The organism is Burkholderia sp. Ac-20392 (genome assembly GCF_017104585.1).
Classification (GTDB): Bacteria; Pseudomonadota; Gammaproteobacteria; order Burkholderiales; family Burkholderiaceae; genus Burkholderia; species Burkholderia lata.
The window spans coordinates 1-22,653 of record NZ_JAAGPB010000017.1; the positions used below are offsets into that span (position 1 = coordinate 1).

At 63.9% G+C, this 22,653-nt stretch carries 25 protein-coding genes and 1 rRNA gene; 11 read left to right on the plus strand and 15 right to left on the minus strand.

Going from position 1 to position 22,653, the window contains the following annotated elements; genetic code table 11:
* Nucleotides 1–4: 4 nt before the first annotated feature.
* The 4 genes from rrf to G3N99_RS04445 all read left to right on the plus strand — a co-directional run bounded on the left by rrf (nt 5) and on the right by G3N99_RS04445 (nt 1,622).
* Nucleotides 5–117, plus strand: a 5S ribosomal RNA gene (gene rrf, locus G3N99_RS04430).
* A 254-nt stretch (nt 118–371) separates the two neighbouring features.
* Nucleotides 372–776, plus strand: coding sequence for a Cu(I)-responsive transcriptional regulator (gene cueR / locus G3N99_RS04435; RefSeq protein WP_041493104.1), 405 nt, complete (start codon nt 372–374; stop codon nt 774–776).
* Between the two features lie 215 nt (nt 777–991).
* Entirely contained in the window at nt 992–1,138 is a 147-nt protein-coding gene (locus tag G3N99_RS04440; protein WP_006478295.1) for a DUF3563 family protein, read from the plus strand.
* Between the two features lie 115 nt (nt 1,139–1,253).
* The gene (locus tag G3N99_RS04445) at nt 1,254–1,622 is read left to right on the plus strand and encodes a hypothetical protein (RefSeq protein WP_174946716.1); all 369 of its coding nucleotides are present in this window, start codon (nt 1,254–1,256) and stop codon (nt 1,620–1,622) included.
* A 15-nt stretch (nt 1,623–1,637) separates the two neighbouring features.
* Here G3N99_RS04445 and rlmJ read toward each other — a convergent pair whose 3' ends face one another.
* Together rlmJ and G3N99_RS04455 are read right to left on the minus strand one after the other, a co-directional pair.
* Entirely contained in the window at nt 1,638–2,483 is an 846-nt protein-coding gene (rlmJ, locus tag G3N99_RS04450; protein ID WP_174941695.1) for a 23S rRNA (adenine(2030)-N(6))-methyltransferase RlmJ, read from the minus strand.
* 112 nt (nt 2,484–2,595) lie between these two features.
* Nucleotides 2,596–3,567 carry an aldo/keto reductase gene (locus tag G3N99_RS04455; RefSeq protein WP_174941697.1) on the minus strand — a complete coding sequence of 324 codons (972 nt, stop codon included), beginning with the start codon at nt 3,565–3,567 and terminating at the stop codon, nt 2,596–2,598.
* Between the two features lie 164 nt (nt 3,568–3,731).
* Here G3N99_RS04455 and G3N99_RS04460 point away from each other — a divergent pair, with 164 nt between their 5' ends.
* A complete protein-coding gene (locus tag G3N99_RS04460; protein WP_174946720.1) occupies nt 3,732–4,520 on the plus strand; it encodes a 3-hydroxybutyrate dehydrogenase in 789 nt (262 codons plus the stop codon).
* A 120-nt stretch (nt 4,521–4,640) separates the two neighbouring features.
* Here the strand turns inward: G3N99_RS04460 and G3N99_RS04465 are convergent, their stop codons facing one another.
* Complete coding sequence (locus tag G3N99_RS04465; protein WP_206121741.1) at nt 4,641–5,840, minus strand: amino acid aminotransferase; 1,200 nt, start codon at nt 5,838–5,840, stop codon at nt 4,641–4,643.
* Nucleotides 5,841–6,103: 263 nt separating this feature from the next.
* Here G3N99_RS04465 and uvrB point away from each other — a divergent pair, with 263 nt between their 5' ends.
* The 5 genes from uvrB to G3N99_RS04490 all read left to right on the plus strand — a co-directional run bounded on the left by uvrB (nt 6,104) and on the right by G3N99_RS04490 (nt 11,649).
* The gene (gene uvrB, locus G3N99_RS04470; protein ID WP_174941702.1) at nt 6,104–8,194 is read left to right on the plus strand and encodes an excinuclease ABC subunit UvrB; all 2,091 of its coding nucleotides are present in this window, start codon (nt 6,104–6,106) and stop codon (nt 8,192–8,194) included.
* A 220-nt stretch (nt 8,195–8,414) separates the two neighbouring features.
* Nucleotides 8,415–8,966 carry an iron transporter gene (locus G3N99_RS04475; RefSeq protein ID WP_174941704.1) on the plus strand — a complete coding sequence of 184 codons (552 nt, stop codon included), beginning with the start codon at nt 8,415–8,417 and terminating at the stop codon, nt 8,964–8,966.
* A gap of 55 nt (nt 8,967–9,021) precedes the next feature.
* The gene (locus tag G3N99_RS04480) at nt 9,022–9,354 is read left to right on the plus strand and encodes a cupredoxin domain-containing protein (protein ID WP_174941706.1); all 333 of its coding nucleotides are present in this window, start codon (nt 9,022–9,024) and stop codon (nt 9,352–9,354) included.
* 58 nt (nt 9,355–9,412) lie between these two features.
* The gene (locus G3N99_RS04485; RefSeq protein WP_174941708.1) at nt 9,413–10,255 is read left to right on the plus strand and encodes an FTR1 family protein; all 843 of its coding nucleotides are present in this window, start codon (nt 9,413–9,415) and stop codon (nt 10,253–10,255) included.
* Nucleotides 10,252–11,649, plus strand: coding sequence for a 4Fe-4S binding protein (locus G3N99_RS04490; protein ID WP_174941710.1), 1,398 nt, complete (start codon nt 10,252–10,254; stop codon nt 11,647–11,649). Before G3N99_RS04485 ends, G3N99_RS04490 begins: the two co-directional genes overlap by 4 nt.
* A 273-nt stretch (nt 11,650–11,922) precedes the next feature.
* Here the strand turns inward: G3N99_RS04490 and G3N99_RS04495 are convergent, their stop codons facing one another.
* The 3 genes from G3N99_RS04495 to G3N99_RS04505 form a co-directional block, all read right to left on the minus strand.
* Complete coding sequence (locus G3N99_RS04495) at nt 11,923–12,174, minus strand: hemin uptake protein HemP (RefSeq protein WP_174941712.1); 252 nt, start codon at nt 12,172–12,174, stop codon at nt 11,923–11,925.
* A gap of 138 nt (nt 12,175–12,312) precedes the next feature.
* Nucleotides 12,313–12,795 carry an SRPBCC family protein gene (locus tag G3N99_RS04500; protein ID WP_206121742.1) on the minus strand — a complete coding sequence of 161 codons (483 nt, stop codon included), beginning with the start codon at nt 12,793–12,795 and terminating at the stop codon, nt 12,313–12,315.
* A gap of 99 nt (nt 12,796–12,894) precedes the next feature.
* A complete protein-coding gene (locus G3N99_RS04505) occupies nt 12,895–13,767 on the minus strand; it encodes a pirin family protein (RefSeq protein WP_206121743.1) in 873 nt (290 codons plus the stop codon).
* 122 nt (nt 13,768–13,889) lie between these two features.
* Between G3N99_RS04505 and G3N99_RS04510 the strand changes: the two genes are divergently transcribed.
* Nucleotides 13,890–14,864, plus strand: a complete 975-nt coding sequence (locus G3N99_RS04510) for a LysR family transcriptional regulator (RefSeq protein ID WP_011352658.1) — start codon at nt 13,890–13,892, stop codon at nt 14,862–14,864.
* Nucleotides 14,865–15,246: 382 nt separating this feature from the next.
* Here the strand turns inward: G3N99_RS04510 and G3N99_RS04515 are convergent, their stop codons facing one another.
* The 9 genes from G3N99_RS04515 to G3N99_RS04555 all read right to left on the minus strand — a co-directional run bounded on the left by G3N99_RS04515 (nt 15,247) and on the right by G3N99_RS04555 (nt 22,553).
* A complete protein-coding gene (locus G3N99_RS04515) occupies nt 15,247–15,675 on the minus strand; it encodes a biopolymer transporter ExbD (protein ID WP_059528371.1) in 429 nt (142 codons plus the stop codon).
* A 13-nt stretch (nt 15,676–15,688) separates the two neighbouring features.
* Nucleotides 15,689–16,420 (minus strand): MotA/TolQ/ExbB proton channel family protein, encoded by a 732-nt coding sequence (locus G3N99_RS04520; RefSeq protein WP_011352656.1) that lies wholly within the window; start codon nt 16,418–16,420, stop codon nt 15,689–15,691.
* Between the two features lie 36 nt (nt 16,421–16,456).
* Nucleotides 16,457–17,188, minus strand: a complete 732-nt coding sequence (locus G3N99_RS04525) for an energy transducer TonB (protein ID WP_174946726.1) — start codon at nt 17,186–17,188, stop codon at nt 16,457–16,459.
* 218 nt (nt 17,189–17,406) lie between these two features.
* Nucleotides 17,407–17,643 carry a (2Fe-2S)-binding protein gene (locus G3N99_RS04530; protein WP_039370093.1) on the minus strand — a complete coding sequence of 79 codons (237 nt, stop codon included), beginning with the start codon at nt 17,641–17,643 and terminating at the stop codon, nt 17,407–17,409.
* A gap of 150 nt (nt 17,644–17,793) precedes the next feature.
* Nucleotides 17,794–18,654: a glutamate racemase gene (murI, locus tag G3N99_RS04535; protein ID WP_206121744.1), complete on the minus strand. Its 861-nt coding sequence runs from the start codon at nt 18,652–18,654 to the stop codon at nt 17,794–17,796.
* A gap of 39 nt (nt 18,655–18,693) precedes the next feature.
* A complete protein-coding gene (gene bfr, locus G3N99_RS04540; RefSeq protein WP_011352652.1) occupies nt 18,694–19,170 on the minus strand; it encodes a bacterioferritin in 477 nt (158 codons plus the stop codon).
* A gap of 194 nt (nt 19,171–19,364) precedes the next feature.
* Nucleotides 19,365–20,888, minus strand: a complete 1,524-nt coding sequence (locus tag G3N99_RS04545; protein WP_206121745.1) for a fumarate hydratase — start codon at nt 20,886–20,888, stop codon at nt 19,365–19,367.
* 34 nt (nt 20,889–20,922) lie between these two features.
* Nucleotides 20,923–21,546, minus strand: coding sequence for a TIGR00645 family protein (locus tag G3N99_RS04550; RefSeq protein WP_206121746.1), 624 nt, complete (start codon nt 21,544–21,546; stop codon nt 20,923–20,925).
* A gap of 113 nt (nt 21,547–21,659) precedes the next feature.
* A complete protein-coding gene (locus tag G3N99_RS04555) occupies nt 21,660–22,553 on the minus strand; it encodes a DMT family transporter (protein WP_174941727.1) in 894 nt (297 codons plus the stop codon).
* Nucleotides 22,554–22,653: the final 100 nt, after the last annotated feature.

The window sequence follows — 22,653 nt, forward strand, 5'->3', positions numbered from 1 at the left end:
TTTGCCTGATGACCATAGCGAGTCGGTCCCACCCCTTCCCATCCCGAACAGGACCGTGAAACGACTCTACGCCGATGATAGTGCGGATTCCCGTGTGAAAGTAGGTAATCGTCAGGCTCCCTAAGCCAAGAACCCCCGCCCGAAAGGCGGGGGTTTTTGCATTGGTGCGACGGAAATGCGCAGGGGATCGGGAATGGGCGGCGCTATTCATCACATCCCACTGGCACACACATCAGGTCACTCAGCCGTCATCCGGCAGTCAATCCTTACCCCGGAACAAAACCACGCGATTTGATACGATCGACGTGCCGTCGGCGATTGCACGTGTCGACGTTCATGTTCGAAACCAGGGCTTGATGGAGAGGGCGGGAATGAATATCGGCGACGCGTCGCGCGAATCCGGAGTCAGCGCAAAGATGATCCGGTACTACGAACAGGTCGGTCTGCTGGCGCCGAGCAAGCGTACCGACGCCGGTTACCGGATCTACGGTGCGGACGAGATCCATATTCTCCGCTTCATCCGCCAGGCGCGACGCCTTGGCTTTCTCGTCGAGGACATCCGCAAGCTGCTGATGCTCTGGCAAGACCGCTCCCGCGCGAGCGCCGAAGTGAAGTCGATTGCCCTCGAGCATGTGGCCGAACTCGACAAGCGCATCGCCGAGCTGAGCGACATGCGCGACACCCTGGCCGATCTTGCTGCGCACTGTCATGGTGACGGGCGGCCCGAATGCCCGATTTTGGCGCGTCTATCCGACCCCGTTGGTGAACCAAATTAGTGCGCACGCTCGAGGCTCAAATCAGGCCTCGATTTGATTTTCATATAAATCAATGAGTTACGATGCTTTGGCAGGCGGTCATTCCGATTGGGAATGGTTTCCATGCAAGTATTTCACTAGCATCTTGGTGCGGCATCGCTATAATTCGGGATAACCCTATACGGGAAATCCCTGAACACCGATTCACCAGGGGTCCCCCTTCCTTGGAGAACGTAATGATCGCCTACATCGTCGAAAAGCTGAGCAACTGGTTCGAATCCGCAGAACGTGAACGCCGTGAGGCCTACCTCGCCACCTCGTCGGACATCGTCCAGCTCGAGAGCCGCATCCGCTCGCTGGAAACCAACGGCTACTCGCTGTAATCGGAGTCACCGTCAGGTGCCACGTGGCACCGAACGATAAGCAAGCCCCGTATTTGACGGGGCTTTGTTTTTTTGTGCGCCGGATCTGGCGCAATCGTCAGTCCAGCGCTATGGTATGCACCTGCTTTTCATCCTGAAGGACACGATCATGCGTTTGCGTCTCGATGTGCGTCGAAGTGCCCGCGCGCGTCTCGTTCTGGGCGCGGCGGTGCTTGTCCATGGACTCGCGGCCGTTGCCGCGACGTCGTCCAAACCGCTGATTCTCGATACGCAACGCGGTATCCAGGACGGCAAGGGCGGGTTGGTGCTGCAGACGGCACCGTTGTCTTCCGAGCCGATCGTCGAGCCGGCAGGCATGCGGGCGCCGGCCGGGCAGGCGCCGAACACGTCGGTTCCGCTGTTCGTCGCGCCGTATATCAATGTCCCCGCGTGGGGTGGACAGCAGCCCCCCCAGCCTAGGCTCGCACCGAGACCTCAGCCGTAACGGCCAGCCGGTCGATCAGTTTCCGCGGTGCTCGATCTGGCAGCGGGCGCCGCTATCCTGTCCGAGCATCTCGACCAGGTAGGGCAGTGCCTCGTTCATGCTCTGGGCGAGCGTATACGGCGGATTCAGAATGAACATCCCGCTGCCGTAGAGACCCAGCCCGTCAGTCGGCGGATTCGACACCGTCAGTGTCAGGTGCAGCCAGTTGTTCGGTTGCAGGCGCTTCAACTGCTCGGGAAAACGCTGCGATTCTGTTCGGGTCACCTGCGGGTACCAGACTGCATAGCAGCCGGTCGCGAAACGCTTCAGACACTCCGTCAGGCAAGTCACCGTACGCGCGTAATCCTTCTTGTCCTCGTAGGACGGGTCGATCAACACGAGTGCACGTCGCGGTGGAGGGGGCAGCAGCGCCTTGACGCCTTCGAAGCCGTCGCCGGCGAAGATCATTGCGCGTCGCCCGGCATCACGGAAATTGTGGCGCAGCACGTCGATTTCCGTCGTGTGCATTTCGAACAGGCGCATGCGGTCCTGCTCGCGCATCGATCGCCAGGCGATGTACGGGGAACCGGGGTAGAAGCGCAGTTCACCGTCGTCGTTCAGCGCGCGAACTTCATCCACATAGTCGCCCAGCGCCTCCGGCAGGTTCTTTTCGTTCCACAGTCGGCCGATACCGGTGTCGAATTCCGACGTCTTCGCCGCGTAGCCGTCGCGCAGTGAGTACACCCCGGCACCTGCATGCGTGTCGATGTACCAGTACGACTTGTCTTTCTTGTTCAGGTAGCGCAGCAGCTGGACGACGACGGCGTGCTTGAGCACGTCCGCGTGGTTGCCTGCGTGAAAACCGTGACGATAACTGAGCATGGCGGGCTGCCTGAAACGAAAGGTGAGTCGATGAAAGCGGTCGATCGTGCGCGGCCGTCAGGCCGGGCGCCGATGCGGGCCGCGTATTGTACGCGAGTGTCCGCGCATCGCCTTACTCGTACGCGTCGCCGACCACCTCCTCGATGCGTTGCTTCACATCCGGCGTCAGCTTCGCGGCAACATCGAGCGCGTGCATGTTGTCACTGATCTGCTCGATCCGCGACGCGCCCGTGATGACCGAACTCACGCGCGGATTGGCGAGCACCCAAGCGATCGCGAGCTGGGCCGTGCTGCAGCCGAGCTCGGCTGCGATTGCGCCGAGTCGTTCGACGATGTCGTTGGCGGCTTGATTGGTCAGGCGGTCGCGCATCCAGTCGTAACCCTGTAACTGCGCGCGGCTGCCGGGCGGCACGCCGTTACGGTACTTGCCGGTGAGCAGGCCCGATGCCAGCGGGCTCCAGGTGGTGAGGCCGAGACCGTAGTCGTCGTAGAGCCGCGCATATTCCTGTTCGACCCGCGTGCGGTGGAAGAGGTTGTACTGCGGTTGCTCGACGACCGGCTTGTGCAAGTGATGCCGTTCGGCGATCTCGCACGCAGCTCGGATCTCGTCGGCACTCCATTCCGACGTGCCCCAGTACAGCGCCTTGCCGCGTACGATCATGTCGCTCATCGCCCAGACGGTTTCCTCGATCGGCGTGTTCGGGTCGGGGCGATGGCAATAGACGAGGTCGACATAGTCGAGTTGCAGCCGGCGCAGCGAGCCGTCGATGGCGTTCAGCAGATACTTCCGGTTCAGCGTGTGATACTGGTTCGGCGCTTCGGCCAGGCCCCAGAAGAACTTTGTGGACACGATATAGCTGACGCGCGGCCAGTCTAGCGACTTGAGCGCGTGGCCCATGATTTCCTCTGATTTGCCGCCGGCGTAGACCTCGGCGTTGTCGAAGAAATTGACGCCTGCGTCGCGCGCCGCAGCCAGGCATTCGCGCGCGACCCGCTGGTCGACCTGGTTGCCGTACGTCACCCACGAACCGAGCGAAAGCGCGCTGATCTGCAGGCCGGAGCGGCCTAGCCGTCGATAGTGCATGCGAATCTCCTGCGTGACTGAACCGACCTTAAGCTTAGACGTTTTGCGCGCGAACGGCGGGGCCGATCGTGCACAATGGCGGCTGGCCCGCCGGTACGATCGCGCGACGGTAGCGGACGCGGCGGGCGTGTGTTTTATCGATCCGACAATGGGAGGAGACGGACATGGCAGCAGATCTGAGCGGCAAGACCGCAGTCGTCACGGGCGCCGCGAGCGGCATCGGCAAGGAAATCGCACTCGAGCTCGCGAAGGCGGGCGCGGCCGTCGCGATCGCCGACCTGAACCAGGACGGCGCGAACGCCGTTGCCGACGAGATCGTCAAGGCGGGCGGCAAGGCGATCGGCGTCGCGATGGACGTGACGAACGAGGAAGCCGTGAACAGCGGTATCGACAAGGTGGCCGAAACGTTCGGCTCAGTCGACATCCTCGTGTCGAACGCGGGCATCCAGATCGTCAACCCGATCGAGAACTACTCGTTCTCCGACTGGAAGAAAATGCAGGCGATTCACGTCGACGGCGCGTTCCTGACGACCAAGGCCGCGCTCAAGCACATGTACAAGGACGATCGCGGCGGTGTCGTGATCTACATGGGTTCGGTGCATTCGCACGAAGCGTCGCCGCTGAAGTCGGCCTACGTGACGGCCAAGCACGGCCTGCTCGGCCTGGCGCGCGTGCTGGCGAAGGAAGGCGCGAAGCACAACGTGCGCTCGCACGTCGTGTGTCCGGGCTTCGTGCGTACGCCGCTGGTCGACAAGCAGATTCCGGAGCAGGCGAAGGAGCTCGGCATCAGCGAAGACGAAGTGGTGAAGAAGGTGATGCTCGGCAATACGGTCGACGGCGTGTTCACGACCGTCCAGGACGTCGCGCAGACGGTGCTGTTCCTGTCGGCCTTCCCGAGCGCCGCGCTCACGGGCCAGTCCGTCGTCGTCAGCCACGGCTGGTTCATGCAGTGATGCGGGGGCGGGCGGGGTAGCTGCCCGCCGGCGAATGGCATAAAAAAACGCGCTCCGTGGAGCGCGTTTTTCATTTTGGCAGGGCGGGGCCGATGACGGCTGCCGCCTGCTCAAGCCGCGTTACTTCAGGACGGCTGCGACCGCATTGGCGACCGCGTCGAGGTTGCGCGTGTTCAGTGCTGCGACGCAGATCCGGCCCGTGCCGACTGCGTAGATGCCGAACTCGTCGCGCAGGCGATCGACTTGCGCCGAGGTCAGGCCCGAATACGAGAACATCCCGCGCTGCTCGTTGATGAAGCTGAAGTCGCGATCGACGCCGCTTGCCTTCAGGCGTTCGACGAGACCATTGCGCATTGCGCGGATGCGATCGCGCATTTCGCCGAGTTCCTGCACCCACGAAGCGTGCAGCTCCGGCGATGCGAGCACCGCTGCGACCACGGCGCCGCCATGGGTCGGCGGGTTCGAGTAGTTCGTGCGGATCACGCGCTTCAGTTGCGACAGCACGCGCGTCGCTTCATCCTTGCTCGACGTGATGATCGACAGTGCACCGACGCGCTCGCCGTACAGCGAGAACGACTTCGAGAACGACGACGACACGAATGCGTTCAGGTCAGCCGCGGCGAACAGGCGCACGGCAGCAGCATCGGCCTCGATGTTCTCGCCGAAGCCCTGGTAGGCGATGTCGAGGAACGGCACGAGGTTGCGCGCCTTCACGACGTCGACGACCTGTTGCCATTGCGCTTCGGTCAGGTCCACGCCGGTCGGGTTGTGGCAGCATGCGTGCAGCACGACGACCGTACCTGCCGCGTAGCTGTTCAGTGCCGACAGCATGCCTTCGAAGTTCACGCCGTTGGTGGCAGCGTCGTAATACGGGTACGCAACGACTTCGAAGCCGGCCGCTTCGAACAGCGCGCGGTGGTTTTCCCAGCTCGGATCGCTGATCGCGACCTTCACGTTCGGGTTCACGGTGCGCAGGAAATCGGCGCCGATCTTCAGCGCGCCCGTGCCGCCCAGTGCCTGGGCCGTGACCACGCGACCTGCTGCGATCAGCGGCGAGTCGTTGCCGAGCAGCAGCTTCTGCACGGCCGCATCGTAGGCAGCGATGCCGTCGATCGGCAGGTAGCCGCGGGGCAGGCCGGCCTCGACACGCACCTTCTCTGCTTCGCGAACCGCGCGCAGCAGCGGAATCTTGCCTTCTTCGTTCGTGTACACACCGACGCCGAGGTTGACCTTGGTCGGACGCACATCGGCGTTGAAGGCTTCGTTCAGGCCCAGGATCGGGTCGCGGGGAGCAAGCTGGACAGCGGAGAAGAGCGACATGATGATTCGGCAGTAGTGAAAAGAGGGTCAGGCTTTCAACTGGCGGGGCGGGCGCGGTGGACCGCGCGCGGGCAGGCACGACGCCGGAAAGCGCAGCAGCCCGACATTGTAGCGAATTCACGCAGGCGGGGGCGGCGAATCGGCGGCGAAATTCGGCCTGGAATGGCGATATCGGACGGCCGTCGCGCGTCAGGAGCCGACAGCAGTTCGCGACGCCGCGAAGCGCTAGAATGCTTTCTTTGCCCTCGCTCCGGCCGCATTCCATGTCTGAACATAAAGCCGAAACCGGCGACGCGCTCGACGAATCGAAATTCGTGACCTTCGAAGGGTCGCCGTTCCAGCTGTACCAACCGTATCCGCCCGCAGGCGACCAGCCGACCGCGATCGAGACGCTCGTCGAAGGGGTCGAGGACGGCCTCTCGTTCCAGACGCTGCTCGGCGTGACGGGCTCGGGCAAGACCTTCACGATGGCGAACACGATCGCGCGGCTCGGCCGCCCGGCGATCGTGTTCGCGCCGAACAAGACGCTCGCCGCGCAGCTTTACTCGGAATTTCGCGAGTTCTTCCCGCGCAACGCGGTCGAGTACTTCGTCTCGTACTACGACTATTACCAGCCTGAAGCGTACGTGCCGCAGCGCGACCTGTTCATCGAGAAGGACTCGTCGATCAACGAGCACATCGAGCAGATGCGGCTGTCGGCGACGAAGAGCCTGATGGAGCGCCGCGACGTCGTGATCGTCGCGACGGTGTCGGCGATCTACGGTATCGGCAACCCGTCCGAATATCACCAGATGATCCTGACGCTGCGTGCGGGCGACAAGCTCGGCCAGCGCGACGTGATCGCGCGGCTGATCGCGATGCAGTACACGCGCAACGAGCAGGATTTCCAGCGCGGCACGTTCCGCGTGCGTGGCGACACGATCGACATCTTCCCGGCCGAACACGCGGAGCTGGCCGTGCGCGTCGAACTGTTCGACGACGAGGTCGAGACGCTGCAGCTGTTCGACCCGCTGACCGGGCGCGTGCGGCAGAAGATCCCGCGCTTCACCGTGTATCCGTCGTCGCACTATGTGACGCCGCGCGACACCGTGATGCGCGCGGTCGAGACGATCAAGGACGAATTGCGCGAGCGGCTCGAGTACTTTCACAGCGACGGCAAGCTCGTCGAGGCGCAGCGCCTCGAGCAGCGCACGCGCTTCGATCTCGAGATGCTGCAGGAGCTCGGCTTCTGCAAGGGCATCGAGAACTACTCGCGGCATTTCTCGGGCGCAGAGCCCGGCGATCCGCCGCCGACCCTCGTCGACTACCTGCCGCCCGATGCGCTGATGCTGCTCGACGAATCGCACGTGCTGATCGGCCAGTTGAACGGCATGTACAACGGCGACCGCGCGCGCAAGGAAAACCTCGTCAACTACGGGTTCCGGTTGCCGTCGGCGCTGGACAACCGGCCGCTCAAGTTCCCGGAGTTCGAACGCAAGATGCGTCAGGTCGTGTTCGTGTCGGCCACGCCGGCCGACTACGAGAAGCGCGTGACCGGGCAGATCGCCGAGCAGGTCGTGCGGCCGACGGGCCTTGTCGATCCGGAAATCGAAGTACGGCCGGCGAGCTCGCAGGTCGACGACGTGCTGGCCGAGATCAACGCGCGCGTGAAGGCCGAGGAGCGCGTGCTGATCACCGTGCTGACGAAGCGCATGGCCGAGCAGCTCACCGAGTTTCTTGCCGATCACGGGGTCAAGGTGCGTTACCTGCACAGCGACATCGATACGGTCGAGCGTGTCGAGATCATCCGCGACCTGCGGCTCGGCACGTTCGACGTGCTGGTCGGGATCAACCTGCTGCGGGAAGGGCTCGACATTCCCGAGGTGTCGCTCGTTGCGATCCTCGACGCGGACAAGGAGGGCTTCCTGCGCGCGGAGCGCTCGCTGATCCAGACGATCGGCCGTGCGGCGCGGAACGTGAACGGCAAGGCGATCCTCTACGCGGACAACATGACCGAGTCGATGAAGCGCGCGATCGGCGAGACCGAGCGGCGCCGTGCGAAGCAGATCGCGCACAACGAAAAGATGGGCATCACGCCGCGCGGTGTCGTGAAGCGCATCAAGGACATCATCGACGGTGTGTACAACGCGGACGAGGCACGCGCCGAGCTGAAGGAAGCGCAGCAGCGCGCGAAATTCGAGGACATGTCGGAAAAGCAGCTCGCCAAGGAAATCAAGCGCCTCGAGAAGCAGATGGCCGACTACGCGAAGAACCTCGAGTTCGAGAAGGCCGCCGCGACCCGCGACCAGCTTGCGTTGCTGCGTGAGCGCGTGTTTGGCGCGAACGTCGGCGATCACGTCAACGGCGGCCGGTAAATCTTTCCAAGCGTCACCGAAACCGGGCGGTAACGAGCCTGTAAGCCTTGTCGGATCAGGGGTTTACACGGCTCCCCGTTTGTTCCGAAACAGGTTCGGTGCTAAACTTCTCAATTATTGAGAATTGTTCGCATTAACGTTCTTCGTCGCGTTAGTGTTTTCAGTGGGCTGGCCTGGCGGTCGGTTCATATGGTTCCAGATCAAATAACAAGGAGTGTCCATGTTGGGTTCTTCGTTCATCCGCACGACGGTTGCGGTAGCGGCGGCGCTTGCCGCGATGTCGGCCTCGGCTGCCGAATATCCGATCGGCAAGCAGCAGATCCAGGGCGGCATGGAAATCGGCGCGGTATACCTGCAGCCGATCACGATGGACCCGGAAGGGATGATGCGCAAGGCGTCGGATTCCGACGTCCACCTCGAGGCCGACATCCATGCGGTCAAGAACAACCCGACGGGTTTCGCGGAAGGCGACTGGATGCCGTACCTGCAGGTCACGTACAAGCTGACGAAGCAGGGCGACGCGAAGTGGAAGGCTGAAGGCGACCTGATGGGCATGGTCGCGAGCGATGGCCCGCACTACGGTGACAACGTGAAGCTGAACGGCCCGGGCAAGTATCACCTGACGATGGTCGTCAAGCCGCCGATGCAGACGGGCCACATGGCGTTCGGCCGTCACATCGACAAGGAAACGGGCGTGGGCGCATGGTTCAAGCCCATTACCCTCGAGTACGACTTCCCGTTCGCCGGTATCGGCAAGAAGGGCGGTTACTGATCGGTGGCATCACGGACGGCGCGCTTCGGCGCGCCGTCGGCGTAGAGAACCCAGAATGAAAATTCCCCAGAAAGTCTTTGCCGCAGCCGCTGCGTTGTGGCTTGCCGGCGCAGCGTACGCTGCCGACCTGCCGACGTTCAAGCTCGAGATGACGGACGGCAAGCTGAATCCCGCCCGCATCGAAGTGCCGGCCGGCCAGCGTTTCAAGATCGAGATCAAGAACACCGGCAAGGGCGCCGCCGAATTCGAGAGCGTGCAACTGCGCAAGGAGAAGGTGCTCGCGCCGGGCGCCGATTCGTTCGTGGTCGTCGCACCGTTGTCACCGGGTGAATACAAGTTTTTCGACGATTTCCACCAGCAGGCGCAGGGCGTGATCGTCGCGAAGTAATGCGTTTTATCTGCGCGCGGGCGCACCTGCCCGGTGTACTGCGCGTCAGGAGGTATCGATGGGTCAGATCTTGTTCATCGTCTGGCGGGAGAGCGTCGAAGCGCTGCTCGTCGTCGGCATTCTCTATGCATGGCTGAAAAACGGCGACGCCGACGCGCGCCGCGGCCTGCCCTTTCTCTGGACCGGCGTCGGTGTCGGCTTGCTGATGGCCGTCGGCCTCGGTGCCGCACTGGTCGGTTTCACCGAAGTGTTGTCCGGCGACGCGCAGGACTACTTCCAGACTGCCATGGTGCTGATTGCATGCGTGCTGATCGTGCAGATGGTGCTGTGGATGCGCCGGCACGGCCGCACGCTGAAGCGCGACATGGAGCAATCGCTGCAGCAGAGCACGCGCGATTCGAACTGGTGGGGCGTCGCGGTGCTGGTCGCGCTGGCGATCGCGCGCGAAGGCAGCGAAACGGTGATCTTCCTGTATGGTCTCGGTTTCGGCCAGTCGGGTCACGTCGACGGCAGCCAGATGCTTGCGGTCGTGATCGGTCTCGGCCTCGCGTTCCTCACGTTCTATCTGCTGCAGCTCGGCGGCAAGTACTTCTCGTGGCGGCATTTCTTCCGCGTCACCGAAGTGATGCTGCTGTTCCTCGGCGCGGGCCTGTTCCAGACCGGCGTCGACAAGCTGATCGACAAGGAAATCCTGCCGCTCGGCATTTCGCAGGTGTGGGACACGTCTGCGATCCTCGATGATTCGGGCACGTTCGGCTCACTCGTCGCAACGCTGACCGGCTATCGCGCGCACCCGGCACTGACCAACCTGGTTGCCTACGCTGTGTACTGGGCGGTGGTCTGGCTGCTGATGAAGCGCGCGAGCCGTCGTCCGGCCGTCGCGGCAGGTCGCGCGGCATGAGCGTTGTCGCCGCAGCCAAGCAGGGCTGGCTCGCGCAGGCAGGCCAGTGGATGCAGCGCCACGGTGCGCTGATCCGCGGCATCCAGTGGGCCGTCGTCGCCGTCTACGCATTCCTGATCATCGTGCCGGCGGTGCTGCCGCTGCCGGACGACTCCGCGCACCTGTGGAGCAACCTCACGCTGATCGCGCAATTCACGTTCTGGGGCATCTGGTGGCCGTTCGTGCTGCTGTCGATGGTGATGCTCGGCCGTGTCTGGTGCGGCGTGCTGTGTCCGGAAGGCGCACTCACCGAATTCGCGAGCAAGTTCGGCCGCGGCGGCCCGATTCCGCGCTGGATCCGGTGGGGCGGCTGGCCGTTCGTCGCGTTCGGGCTCACGACGATCTACGGGCAGATGGTGAGCGTGTACCAGTACCCGCTCGCGGTGCTGTTCGTGCTCGGCGGCTCGACCGTCGGCGCGATCGTGATCGGCGTGTTGTACGGCCGCGAGAAGCGCGTGTGGTGCAAGTACCTGTGCCCGGTCAACGGCGTGTTCGGGCTGCTCGCGCGGCTCGCGCCGATGCGCTACAAGGTCGATGAGGATGCATGGCGCCGTTCGTACAAGAACGGCGAGCATGGCCATCGCGTGATTCCGATCAACTGCGCGCCGCTCGTGCCGTTGCGCAACATGAAGGGCGCGGCGGACTGCCACATGTGCGGCCGCTGCAGCGGGCACCGCGATGCGATCGCGCTGTCGTTGCGCTCGCCGTCCGACGAAGTCGTGAACCTCGGCGCGCAGCAGGCGAACCCGTGGGATACCGCGCTGATCCTGTACGGCCTGCTCGGCGTCGCGATCGGTGCGTTCCACTGGACCGTCAGCCCCTGGTTCGTGCAGATCAAGCAATGGCTCGCGGGCTGGCTGATCGACCATGACATCACGTGGCCGCTCGAGACCAATGCGCCGTGGTTCCTGCTCACGCACTATCCGGATCGCAACGACGTGTTCTCGTGGCTCGACGGCGGGCTGGTCATCAGCTACATCGTCGGCACGGGGCTCGTGTACGGCACGGCGCTGCTGGTGCTGCTGGCCGGCGCCACGCTGATGCTCGGCCGCTTCGATCGCGTGCGGCTGCATCATCTCGCGCAGGCGTTGATTCCGATTGCAGGCGCGGGTGTGTTCCTTGGCCTGTCGGCCACGACACTGTCGCTGCTGCGTGCCGAGCATGTACCGCTCGGCTGGGCGACCGATGTGCGCGTCGCGATCCTGGTCGGCGCCAACGCATGGAGTGCGTGGCTCGCGTGGAAAGTGACGGGGCGCTATGCGGGCTGGCCGCGCCGGCTTGCGGCATTCGCATGGTTTGCTGCCGGGCTTGCCGTCATCGACAGCGCATGGTGGTTGATGTTCTGGGGTTTCTGACGCGGATCGCGTGTCGCTTCGGCGGTCACGCAGCGACGCGATAGCGAACCCGGGCGGCATGCTTCACGCATTGGCCGCCCAAACAAAAAGCGACACGTCGAAAGACGTGTCGCTTTTTTTCTTCCTTGTGCGAGAACCAAAAAAAGTGGCTTGGCTTGCTGCAACGGCTGCTTGAGTGTGTTTGCACGAAGGGGTCTAGATCTCGCGTGCAAGCCGTTACGCTGGCTACTGCCCAACACCTCTCAGGGAGGTGGTCCCCACAATACTCTGTCGTTACTTCGTCAGGATCAGTTTGCCGAGCCGTGTGGCGCGCAACTGATAAGTCTCTCCGTTATGCGCGATGCTGACGTGGCTTTGGCCTTGCAGCAGCGCATCGCTGCTGACGACCCGCGTGCCTGCTTCGCGGTTGCCGGCGGGTTTCGCCGGCGTGGTGACCGCTGCCGTCTTCTGACGGCTGCTGCCTGCGGTGCCGGTCGTGCGGCGCAAGGTCAGCGTGGTCGGGGTCTGGCGCATGGTGTCGGTCATTCGGTTGATCGGTGACTGTCGATACGATGGAATGAATTCTAAATGATAACTATTCCCATTTACAAAAACTCTTTATCGATCGAAATCGCGAACCTGATAGCTTGAATCAAAGGGGCGGCCCGCAGGCCGCCACCGGGTTCAGTGCAGCGGATCGGGGTCCTTGCGGCCCTGCGTGTACTCGCGGATCAGGCGGACCGTATCGATATCCGACGTGCGGTACGCCTCCTTGACGATCCCGTGCGTCTGCCGGGCGTCTTCGCTGTCGTCCGTGACGACCAGTGTCGTGCGGTATTCGAAACGCAGGAACAGCTCGTGGTCGTCGCGTTCCTCGATCGTCATGGTCAGCGAGCCGCCGATCTCGCCGTCGGCGGCGAGGATGTCGTAGCGAACCTGCTGGTTCGGCGTGAACGTGACGTGGTCGCGCACGGTCGCGTGACCGTAGTGCAGTTCACGTTCGAGCGTCGTGCCCGTCCGTTCGTGGACGACACAGCTGTCGAGACCGAGCACGAACAATTGCGGCTGTTCGGCGCGCAGCACGAGGCCTTCCCAGAGCTGGTCGCGGGTGAGGGTCGGCACGGCCGGATCGTCGGAATTGATCTGGATCAGATGTTCGAAGTTCAAGGGGACGGGTTCCTTCTGGTGGCGGGCGGCCACGTGGTTCAAAAAGTCATTGTGACGCAAAACGGGCGGTTTCGCGGCACCTGCGCGCCCGTCCGGGCGTCATGCTTCGATGCGACCCATGCGGCCGGTCTGGTAGTCGACGACCGCCTGCCGGATCTCCTCCTCGGTATTCATCACGAACGGGCCGTAGCGGACGATCGGCTCGTTGAGCGGCACGCCGCCGATCAGCAGCAGGTCGAGCGGCGTGTCGCCGGCGGCGAACGTGACCGTGTCGCCGTCATCGCAGTACACGACCATGTGTCGTGCGTCGACAGCCTGCCTGGCGGGCCCGTAGAGGCCCGTTCCGTCGATCGGATAGGCAAACACACGGTAGCCTGCCGGGACGGTCTGCGTGACCGTTGCGCCGGGCTGCAGCGTGAAATGCTGGTAGAGGATTGGCGTGCGCGTTTCGATCGCGGCGCGGACGCCGAACGCTTCGCCGGCGATCACGCGTACGCGCGCGCGACCGTCCGGCGACGTTGCGGTCGGGATGCGGTTGGCAGGGATCTCCTGGTAGCGCGGCGCGATCAGCTTGTCGCGGCGCGGCAGGTTGACCCACAGCTGGAAGCCGTGGGAGCGGCCGCCCGCCTGCGCGAATTCAGGATCGGGCATCTCGCTGTGCACGACGCCGGCGCCCGCCGTCATCCATTGCACGTCGCCCGGGCCGAGCGTGCCGGCATGGCCGGACGAGTCGCGATGGCGGAAGCGTCCGTCGAGTGCGTAGGTCACGGTCTCGAAGCCGCGATGCGGATGGTCGGGGGCGCCCTTGGCTTCGCCGGGCGCGTAGTCGACGGGACCCATTTCGTCGAGCAGCAGGAACGGATCGAAATCCATCAGCAGCCGGGTCGGGAACGGGCGGTGAACCACGAAGCCGCCGCCTTCGGTCGTGCGAAGCGCGGGGTACGTGCGGTCAAGCGAGCGAGCGGTCGTCATGCGGATACCCTCGAAATGATCGGAATAGCGTTATTTTTGAAACATAGCGCTATTATATTGGGCGTTTTACCGTTCGATTCGCGACGGTTCGCAATGGATTGTTCTGAAAATGGAACGATGAGATGAATATCGATGCACATAACCTGAACGACCTCATGTACTTTTCGCAGGTCGTCGAACATGGCGGTTTCTCGGCCGCGGAGCGCGTGCTGGGCATCTCGAAATCGCGCCTGTCGCGGCGCCTGACCGAACTCGAGGCGGCGCTCGGCGTGCGCCTGCTGCAGCGCTCCACCCGCAAGCTCGCGCTGACCGAGGCGGGGGAGCTGTTCTACCAGCATTGCCAGGCAATGCTGGCCGAAGCGCAGGCGGCGATGAACGCGGTCCAGCAGTTGCGCTCGTCGCCGCGCGGCTCGGTGCGCGTCAGCGTGCCCGTGACGCTGTCCCAGACGATGCTGTCGCGCATCCTGCCCGAATTCCTGCGTCGCTATCCCGAGGTGAAGGTGCACGTCCGCGTGACGAATCGCGTGATCGACCTGTTCGAGGATTCGATCGACGTCGCGCTGCGCGTGCGCTCGGAGCCACCGCAGAACGCGAATATCGTCGTGCGGCCGCTGTGGCGCACCGAGCAGATGCTGGTCGGCGCGCCGAGCCTGCTGAGCCAGAATGCGCCGCCGCTGGTGCCGGACGACCTGAGCGGATTCGAGACGCTCGACACGCCGAGCGTCGATGGGCGGCACGTGTTCAACCTGATCGCGCCGGATGGAACGCGTCATGTGCACGAGCACGACCCGCGGCTCGTGACGGCCGACCTGATGACGATCCGTGAAGCCGTGCTCGATGGTCTCGGCATCGCGGCACTGCCGGAGATGATGTACGGCAACGCGCTGCGTGCCGGGCAACTGTCGCCGGTGATGCCGGGCTGGACGCTGCCGGTGCCGCAACTGTACGCGGTGTTCGTGTCGCGGCAGGGGATGCCGCCCGCGGTGCGTGCGTTCGTCGACTACCTGGTCGAGAAGCTCGACCACGGTGCGTACAAGGATCCGGGGTGCCCGGAACGAGCGAAGAAGGAAGCGGCGGCCGATGTTTCGGCGACCTGAACACGACGCGCACGGCGAGGCAAATTTGTTTTGTCATTGAAGCGTCGCCTGCAATCGCAAGTTTCAATCGCCGGAACCTTGAATGCGCGTGCGCGCGGGCCTATATTGAAATCCCATTTCGTGAAGGAAGTTCTGAGCGAAATCAGGTGGCCGCATATATTGCGAGCCAGATAGGGCAGAACGCGCAGTCCGTGCAGACCACGGCAGAGTCGCATTTGCGTTGCTCGAGGCGCAACCGATACCGCCAAAGAGCCCGCCGCCCGAAGGCGCCCGCGTGCGCATGAAAAAAGGCCTTCATCTGGCGATGAAGGCCTTTTACTTTGTGCGCGGCCGGCTAGGTGCGGCCGGCTAGGCGCAACCTGCGCGTCGGATAGCGCGTGCGTTACTTCGCTTTCGCGGTCGGCTCCGTTACGAAGCCGAGCTTCGTCAGGCCGCCAGCCTGCGCATCCGACATCACTTCCGCCACGTGTTCGTACGCGACCTTGCGGTCCGCACGCAGGTGCAACTCCGGTTGCGGCGTGCGTTTTGCCGCTTCCGCGATGCGTTGCTGCAATTGTTCGCGCGTGACCGTGTGGTCGTCCCACAGGATCGTGCCGTCACCCTGGATCGCGACGTCGACCGTCTGCGGCTTTTCGTCGACGGGCTGGCTGCTGGCGTGCGGCAGGTCGATCTTCACCGCATGCTGCATCGCCGGGATCGTCACGAGGAAAATGATCAGGAGTACGAGCATGACGTCGACGAGCGGCGTCATGTTGATCTCGCTCATCACTGCATCGTCGTCATCGTCGCTGAAACCGGTGTTCATTGCCATGGTTCACCCCGCCTCAGCTGGCGCGCGTCGCGAGACGCAGGCCGTCGCGCGTCGACGACGAGGCAAGGCTCGCGCCCGTCACGAAGTACGCATGCAGACCGTGCGCGAAGCGGCGCAGCTTGCTGACGATACCCTTGTTCGCGCGGGTGAGTGCGTTGTAGCCGAGCACGGCCGGGATTGCGACGAACAGGCCGAAAGCGGTCATGATCAGCGATTCGCCGACCGGGCCGGCGACCTGGTCGATCGACGTCTGGCCGGATGCGCCGATCGCGAGCAGTGCGTGGTAGATCCCCCAGACCGTACCGAACAGGCCGACGAACGGCGCCGTGCTGCCGATCGACGCGAGGATCGCGAGGCCGCTCTGCATGCGGGAGATGCCTTCGTCCATCGTGTCCTTCAGGCAGCGCGTGACCCAGTCCGACACGTCCATGCGGTCGTGCAGGTGCGGTTGCGTCTGGTGGTGGTGATCGGCGGCTTCCTTGCCCGACAGCGCGAGCGCGAGGAACGGGTTGTCGTTCGGCGTCGATGCGGCGAGCCCGAGCTTCTTGATGCCGTCGTCGAAATCGTCCGAATGCCAGAATGCCTGTTCGGCGTTCTTCGTCAGGCGGTTCAGGCGGATCACGTTCCAGCCCTTGATGACGATCACGATCCACGACAGAACCGACATCACGAGCAGCGTGATCGCGATGGCGCGCGTGACGAAATCACCTTGCGCCCAGACGTGCGCGATACCGTAGCTTTGCATTTTCTTGTTTCCTTTGAATCTACCGAATATGACGGGTTAGTCGTCAAGCGTGAAGTTGAAGGGCAGCGTATGGGCGGCGCGGATCGCCTGGCCGTTCTCGATATACGGCGGGCAGGTGCTGGCGCGCGTCGCCTCGAGTGCGGCTTCATCGAGACGCGGGTAGCCGCTGCTCTTCTGCAGCTGGACGCTTTCGATCTTGCCCGTCACGCCGATGATGAAGTGAACATAGGCCGTGCCCGTTTCGCCGCGACGGCGCGACATCGACGGATAGGTCGGCTTAACGAAATTGCAGGTGAGCGCCGACACGTTCTTCGGCGCGCTGACCTGCATCGTCTCGCGCGCCGGGCCGGGTGCTGCAGCCGGTGCAGCAGGCGCCGGCGCGACGGGAGCCGGTGTCGGAGCGGCAACGGCCGGCGCGGGCGTCGGCGACGGTGCCTGCGAGACCGGCTGAGGCGTCGGAACCGCTTTCTGCACCGGCTTCGGCTCGACCTTCGGCTTCACGCGCGGCGTGGGCTTGGGCGGCGTAGGCTGCTGCGCGGCCGACTGGACCGCGACGGGCTGGGCAGGGGGCGCAGGCGGAATGAGCTGCGCGGTGATCGATTGAACCTCGATCTCCTTCGGCGGCGGCGGCGCGTTGCGATGGAGCCAGGCGGCCGTCAGCATGATCGCGTGTGCGGCAAGCACACCGACCGCGACGACGATCACTCGGGGATTCATACGTGGTGCAGCCGGCACGGCGCCGGCAGGAGCGAGATGCGAAGCCTGCATGTTAGCTTGAAAGAACGATGTCGCACCCGGGGCGCGGCGGGTGAATCGGCATCACTTGCGGAAGATCAGCAGCGAGATGCAAACGGTGGTCACAAATCCGATCAGCAATTCCATGACAGGCTCCTTGGCAGGTAAGCCGCTGGCTCGCGCAGACGGTGGCTTGCTGACGGTCAAAACAAAAAATGCGGCCTGGGCCGCATGCGCACATTCGGCGCCGGTCAGGCGGCCTTGCGTTCGTAGAACGTGACCGGGATCGGGTGAGCATGATGCTCGACACCGCACCGGCTCGCGCAGACGCCTTGTTCGGCCATGAGGTCGCGTACGGACTCCTCGCACTTGCCGCAGCACGTGGCCACGCCGAGCTCGAACTGGAGTTCATCGAAAGAGTTCACGCCCTCTGCGAGGGACGCGCGAATCTTGCGATCGGAAACAGACTTGCACACGCAGACGATCATGGTGAGTTGCGATAGCTAACGTTAATGCGAATTATTATCATTAAATTTGCGGACGTTGACAAGCCTGGGTCGGGCTTTTTTTAAGGTCATCGGACCCTTGAAACGGTGGGGAGGTGAAGCGGCACGCAGGAGAATGCGTGCCGGCCCGTGTCAGGCGGTCGCGCAGGCGCGCGCGTTCGGCGAGGAAATGGTGACGGATTCGACCGGCGCAGCGAGGCCGAGCAGCGTCGATGCGAGTGCCTGCAGTTGGCGGCCATCGCTGGTCGAGCAGAAGCGGGGCGGTGCCGCGCACGTGCCGGCCGGTGCGCGCAGGTTGCGCTCGTCGAGCACCCGCACGAGCTGGCGCGCGATCGCGTCGCTGGTGTCGACGAGCGTCAGGCGGTCGCCCACAAGGTCACGAATCGTTTCCGTGAAGAACGGGTAATGCGTGCAGCCGAGTACCAGCGTATCGGCGCCGTCGTCGAGCATCGGTTGCAGGTAGCTGTCGAGCAACGCGCGCAAGGCGGGCGAATTCGTGTCACCGCGCTCGATGGCCTCGACGAGCCCGTGGCCGGGCTGGCAGATGAAGCGGCGGCCGGCGCCGTAGCGGTCGAGCAGCGCCTGGAAGCGCGGACTGTTCAGCGTCGACTGCGTGGCCAGGACGCCCGCGACGCCGCTCGCGGATACGGCGGCGGCCGGCTTGATGCCCGGCTCGACGCCGACGAGCGGCATCGACAGGTGTTCGCGGGTCGCGGCGATCGCGCGTGCGGTCGCCGTGTTGCACGCGATGACGAGCGCTTTCGCCCCTTCGCGGGCCAGCCACTCGCCGATTGCCAGCGTACGTTCCGTAATGAATGCCTCGTCGCGCGGACCATATGGCGCATGGTGCGAATCGGCGACGTAGATGAACGATTCGTCGGGCAGCTGCGCGCGCACGGCGCGCAGCACCGACAGGCCGCCCAGCCCTGAATCGAAGATGCCGATGGGGGCGACGGTCGAGGCCGTCGCGGCGTTAACGGAAGGTGTCGACATGAACGGGCTGGGGGCGATAACGGGAAGCGTGGAGCGAGTTTACTCCGGCGAACCCATCATCGTTTGCTGGTAGTTCTGCAGGCCGACCTTGCCGATCAGGTCGATCTGCGTTTCCAGCCAGTCGATGTGCTCTTCGGTGTCGTCGAGGATCTTCTCGAAGATCTCGCGCGACACGTAGTCACGAACCGATTCGCAGTAGGCGATCGCTTCCTTGCAGGTGGACTGCGAGATCTGCTCGAGCTTCAGGTCGCACTTCAGGATCTCTTCGGTTTCCTCGCCGACCAGCAGCTTGTGCAGATCCTGCAGGTTCGGCAGCCCGTCGAGCATGAAGACGCGCTCGATCAGCCAGTCGGCGTGCTTCATTTCGCCGATCGACTCGTCGTACTCGTGCTTGCCGAGCTTCTCGAGGCCCCAGTGCTTGTACATGCGCGCATGCAGGAAGTACTGGTTGATCGCCGTGAGCTCATTCTTCAACTGGGCGTTCAGATATTCGATGACTTTCTTGTCGCCTTGCATGGCTTGTTCCTTGTTCAGTGGGGCTTCAGAAACCGAAAGATAATCGCTCGAACGAGAAAAGCCAAGCCTCAAAGCCTTGTCGGGCCTGCCTTTTGCATGTAATGAGAATCAGCCTCGAATAACCGGCCACACACAATAATGAGAATGAGAAGTAAAAAGGCCGGACTTCCGTCCGGCCTTTCGTTCGATCGCGCTTAAGCGGCTGCGACCGGGATCTTGCCGATCTTCGCCTGCCACTCCTTCGGACCGGTCTGGTGCACCGACGTGCCCGACGAATCGACGGCCACCGTCACCGGCATGTCCTGCACGTCGAACTCGTAGATCGCTTCCATGCCGAGGTCTTCGAATGCGAGCACCTTCGCGCCGCGGATCGCCTTCGACACGAGGTAAGCCGCACCGCCGACCGCCATCAGGTAGGCCGCCTTGTGCTTCTTGATCGCGTCGATCGCGACCGGGCCGCGCTCGGCCTTGCCGACCATCGAGATCAGGCCGGTTTGCGCGAGCATCGTCTCGGTGAACTTGTCCATGCGCGTGGCCGTCGTCGGGCCTGCCGGGCCGACCACTTCGTCGCGGACCGGATCGACCGGGCCGACGTAGTAGATCACGCGGTTGGTGAAGTCGACCGGCAGCTTCTCGCCCTTCGCGAGCATGTCGGCGATGCGCTTGTGCGCGGCGTCGCGGCCGGTGAGCATCTTGCCCGACAGCAGCAGCGTCTGGCCCGGCGCCCAGCTCGCGACTTCTTCCGGCGTCAGCGTGTTCAGGTCGACGCGCTTGCTGGTTTCGGTATTCGGTTCCCAGTTGACCTTCGGCCATGCGTCGAGCGACGGTGCTTCAAGCTTGGCCGGGCCCGAGCCGTCGAGCACGAAGTGCGCGTGGCGCGTGGCCGCGCAGTTCGGGATCAGCGCGACCGGTTTCGATGCCGCGTGCGTCGGTGCAGCCATGATCTTCACGTCGAGCACGGTTGCCAGGCCGCCGAGGCCCTGTGCGCCGATGCCGAGCGCGTTGACCTTCTCGTGCAGTTCGACGCGCAGTTCCTCGACCCAGTCCTTCGGACCGCGTGCGATGATTTCCTGGATGTCGATCGGCTCCATCAGCGATTCCTTCGCCATCAGCATCGCCTTTTCAGCCGTGCCGCCGATGCCGATCCCCAGCATGCCGGGCGGGCACCAGCCTGCGCCCATCGTCGGGACCGTCTTCAGCACCCAGTCGACGATCGAGTCGGACGGGTTCAGCATCACGAACTTCGACTTGTTCTCCGAGCCGCCGCCCTTCGCCGCAACCTGCACGTCGACCTTGTCGCCCGGCACGATCTCGTAGTGGATCACGGCCGGCGTGTTGTCCTTCGTGTTCTTGCGGGCGCCTTCCGGCGGACTGACGATCGACGCGCGCAGCACGTTGTCCGGGTGCGTGTAACCGCGGCGCACGCCTTCGTTGATCATGTCGGTGAGGCCCATCGTCGCGCCGTCCCAGCGCACGTCCATGCCGACCTTCACGAAGATCGTGACGATGCCGGTGTCCTGGCAGATCGGGCGCTTGCCTTCCGCGCACATGCGGCTGTTCGTGAGGATCTGCGCGATCGCATCCTTCGCGGCCGGGCTTTCTTCCAGCTCGTACGCGCGGCCGAGGGCCTGGATGTAGTCGAGCGGATGGTAGTAGCTGATGTACTGCAGCGAATCCGCGATGCTCTGGATCAGGTCTTCCTGTTTGATGACGGTCATGGCTGAGACTCTGTGGGGACTGTGGGGAATGCGTTTATGCGTTGACGGCTGCTTCGGCCGGCTTGCGTGATTCGTTCGCCGCGCTCGCGTGCGCCTCGCGGGCGTGCGGCTCGTGGAAATGGGCCGGGTGCGTGTGCGTCGTCAGGCGGTCGACCCACGCCATCACGAGCGCCGACACCAGGAACGACACGTGGATGATCACCTGCCACATGATCGCGTGCATCGTGTGCTGGTCGGGGTTGATGAACGTTTTCAGCAGGTGGATCGACGAAATGCTGATCAGCGCCATCGACAGCTTGACCTTCAGCACGCCCGCGTTCACGTGGTCGAGCCACTCGGGCTCGTCGGGGTGGCCCTCGATGCCGAGGCGCGACACGAACGTTTCGTAACCGCCGACGATCACCATGATCAGCAGGTTCGAGATCATCACCACGTCGATCAGGCCGAGCACCGCGAGCATCACGCTGATTTCGTCGAGGCTCGTCGCATGCGACAGCAGGTGCCAGACTTCCTTCAGGAACAGGAACACGTAGACGGCCTGCGCAACGATCAGGCCGAGGTAAAGCGGAACCTGGAGCCAGCGGCTCATGAAAATCAGCGCGGGAAGCGGGCGAAGCGGGCGACGCGCGGAGCGGCCGGGCGAATGCGGGGCAGACATGGTGGACAGTCGGGCGCGGTGCGCAGGTATCGGGGGTAATCTTGAAAAGGCGCGCTATTGTAACGCGTCGGCCAGCGCGACTGCAGTGACGCGCCGGCCCTGCCAGGGACGGATCAGGAGGCGGCAGCCGGCACGCGTTTTACGCGCAGGCTCGCGAGCACGATGCCGGTGACGACGCACGCGAGCGCGATGCCGTGGGCGAGCGTCGGGCGCTCGCCGAGGAACGCGATGCCATACGCGGCGGCCGCGACCGGCAGCACCGCGCTGAACACGCCGGCGAGGCTGCCCGGCACGTGCCGGATGCCTTTCATCCACAGCCAGAACGAGAAGATGCTGGCCGACAGGCCATACCAGACGACGAGCGCCCAGGTGCTGGCCGGCACGCTCGCGTAATCGAAATGCCACATGGCCGTCGCGCCGAGCGGCAGCATCAGGCACAGGCCGAACAGGTGCGTGTACGCGCAGATGTCGATCGGCGCGAGCGTCTGCGTGAGGCGGCGCGACAGGATCACGTAGATCGATTCGCAGCACACCGCGCCGAGGATCAGCAGGTTGCCGGTCAGCGACGACGCGCCGTGCCCGGCCGCGCTGCCGTTCGCGAGGTTGATCGTCACGACGCCGGCGATCGCGAGTGCAATCGATACCAGCGCACGGCCGTTCGGTTTTTCACGCAGGATCAGCCACGCGAACAGCGCGACGATCGCCGGGATCGTGCTGGTGATCACGCCGGCGGCGACCGCGCTGGTGCGCTGCACGCCGTTCAGCATCAGCAGCGTAAACATGAAGGTGCCGAAGAACGCCTGCAGGAACAGGTTCAGCCATTCGCCGCGCTTGACCGTGCGCATCTTCACCGGGCTGAACAGCGGCCACAGCACGGCAATCGCGATCACGAAGCGCAGCGTGGCGAGGATGGCGACGGGAACGAAGACAACGATCGATTTACCGATACCGACATTGCTGCCGACGAACAGCATCGACAGCACGAGAAAGAAAGCGTAGCGATTCAAGCTGGAATCCGGAAGGCGAGTTCAGTTAGGATTGTAGGGTCGCGCTCGTTACAGCGTAAAGCTACACGCGGGCGCCGCCCGACGGGCGAAACGGCCGTGC

What these genes read in the sequence shown, in the direction of transcription:
- cueR (WP_041493104.1), top strand. Translation starts at nt 372, where the DNA reads ATGAATATCGGCGACGCGTCGCGCGAATCCGGAGTCAGCGCAAAGATG.
- G3N99_RS04440 (WP_006478295.1), top strand. Translation starts at nt 992, where the DNA reads ATGATCGCCTACATCGTCGAAAAGCTGAGCAACTGGTTCGAATCCGCA.
- G3N99_RS04445 (WP_174946716.1), top strand. Translation starts at nt 1,254, where the DNA reads ATGCACCTGCTTTTCATCCTGAAGGACACGATCATGCGTTTGCGTCTC.
- rlmJ (WP_174941695.1), bottom strand. Translation starts at nt 2,483, where the DNA reads ATGCTCAGTTATCGTCACGGTTTTCACGCAGGCAACCACGCGGACGTG.
- G3N99_RS04455 (WP_174941697.1), bottom strand. Translation starts at nt 3,567, where the DNA reads ATGCACTATCGACGGCTAGGCCGCTCCGGCCTGCAGATCAGCGCGCTT.
- G3N99_RS04460 (WP_174946720.1), top strand. Translation starts at nt 3,732, where the DNA reads ATGGCAGCAGATCTGAGCGGCAAGACCGCAGTCGTCACGGGCGCCGCG.
- G3N99_RS04465 (WP_206121741.1), bottom strand. Translation starts at nt 5,840, where the DNA reads ATGTCGCTCTTCTCCGCTGTCCAGCTTGCTCCCCGCGACCCGATCCTG.
- uvrB (WP_174941702.1), top strand. Translation starts at nt 6,104, where the DNA reads ATGTCTGAACATAAAGCCGAAACCGGCGACGCGCTCGACGAATCGAAA.
- G3N99_RS04475 (WP_174941704.1), top strand. Translation starts at nt 8,415, where the DNA reads ATGTTGGGTTCTTCGTTCATCCGCACGACGGTTGCGGTAGCGGCGGCG.
- G3N99_RS04480 (WP_174941706.1), top strand. Translation starts at nt 9,022, where the DNA reads ATGAAAATTCCCCAGAAAGTCTTTGCCGCAGCCGCTGCGTTGTGGCTT.
- G3N99_RS04485 (WP_174941708.1), top strand. Translation starts at nt 9,413, where the DNA reads ATGGGTCAGATCTTGTTCATCGTCTGGCGGGAGAGCGTCGAAGCGCTG.
- G3N99_RS04490 (WP_174941710.1), top strand. Translation starts at nt 10,252, where the DNA reads ATGAGCGTTGTCGCCGCAGCCAAGCAGGGCTGGCTCGCGCAGGCAGGC.
- G3N99_RS04495 (WP_174941712.1), bottom strand. Translation starts at nt 12,174, where the DNA reads ATGACCGACACCATGCGCCAGACCCCGACCACGCTGACCTTGCGCCGC.
- G3N99_RS04505 (WP_206121743.1), bottom strand. Translation starts at nt 13,767, where the DNA reads ATGACGACCGCTCGCTCGCTTGACCGCACGTACCCCGCGCTTCGCACG.
- G3N99_RS04510 (WP_011352658.1), top strand. Translation starts at nt 13,890, where the DNA reads ATGAATATCGATGCACATAACCTGAACGACCTCATGTACTTTTCGCAG.
- G3N99_RS04515 (WP_059528371.1), bottom strand. Translation starts at nt 15,675, where the DNA reads ATGGCAATGAACACCGGTTTCAGCGACGATGACGACGATGCAGTGATG.
- G3N99_RS04520 (WP_011352656.1), bottom strand. Translation starts at nt 16,420, where the DNA reads ATGCAAAGCTACGGTATCGCGCACGTCTGGGCGCAAGGTGATTTCGTC.
- G3N99_RS04525 (WP_174946726.1), bottom strand. Translation starts at nt 17,188, where the DNA reads ATGCAGGCTTCGCATCTCGCTCCTGCCGGCGCCGTGCCGGCTGCACCA.
- G3N99_RS04530 (WP_039370093.1), bottom strand. Translation starts at nt 17,643, where the DNA reads ATGATCGTCTGCGTGTGCAAGTCTGTTTCCGATCGCAAGATTCGCGCG.
- murI (WP_206121744.1), bottom strand. Translation starts at nt 18,654, where the DNA reads ATGTCGACACCTTCCGTTAACGCCGCGACGGCCTCGACCGTCGCCCCC.
- bfr (WP_011352652.1), bottom strand. Translation starts at nt 19,170, where the DNA reads ATGCAAGGCGACAAGAAAGTCATCGAATATCTGAACGCCCAGTTGAAG.
- G3N99_RS04545 (WP_206121745.1), bottom strand. Translation starts at nt 20,888, where the DNA reads ATGACCGTCATCAAACAGGAAGACCTGATCCAGAGCATCGCGGATTCG.
- G3N99_RS04550 (WP_206121746.1), bottom strand. Translation starts at nt 21,546, where the DNA reads ATGTCTGCCCCGCATTCGCCCGGCCGCTCCGCGCGTCGCCCGCTTCGC.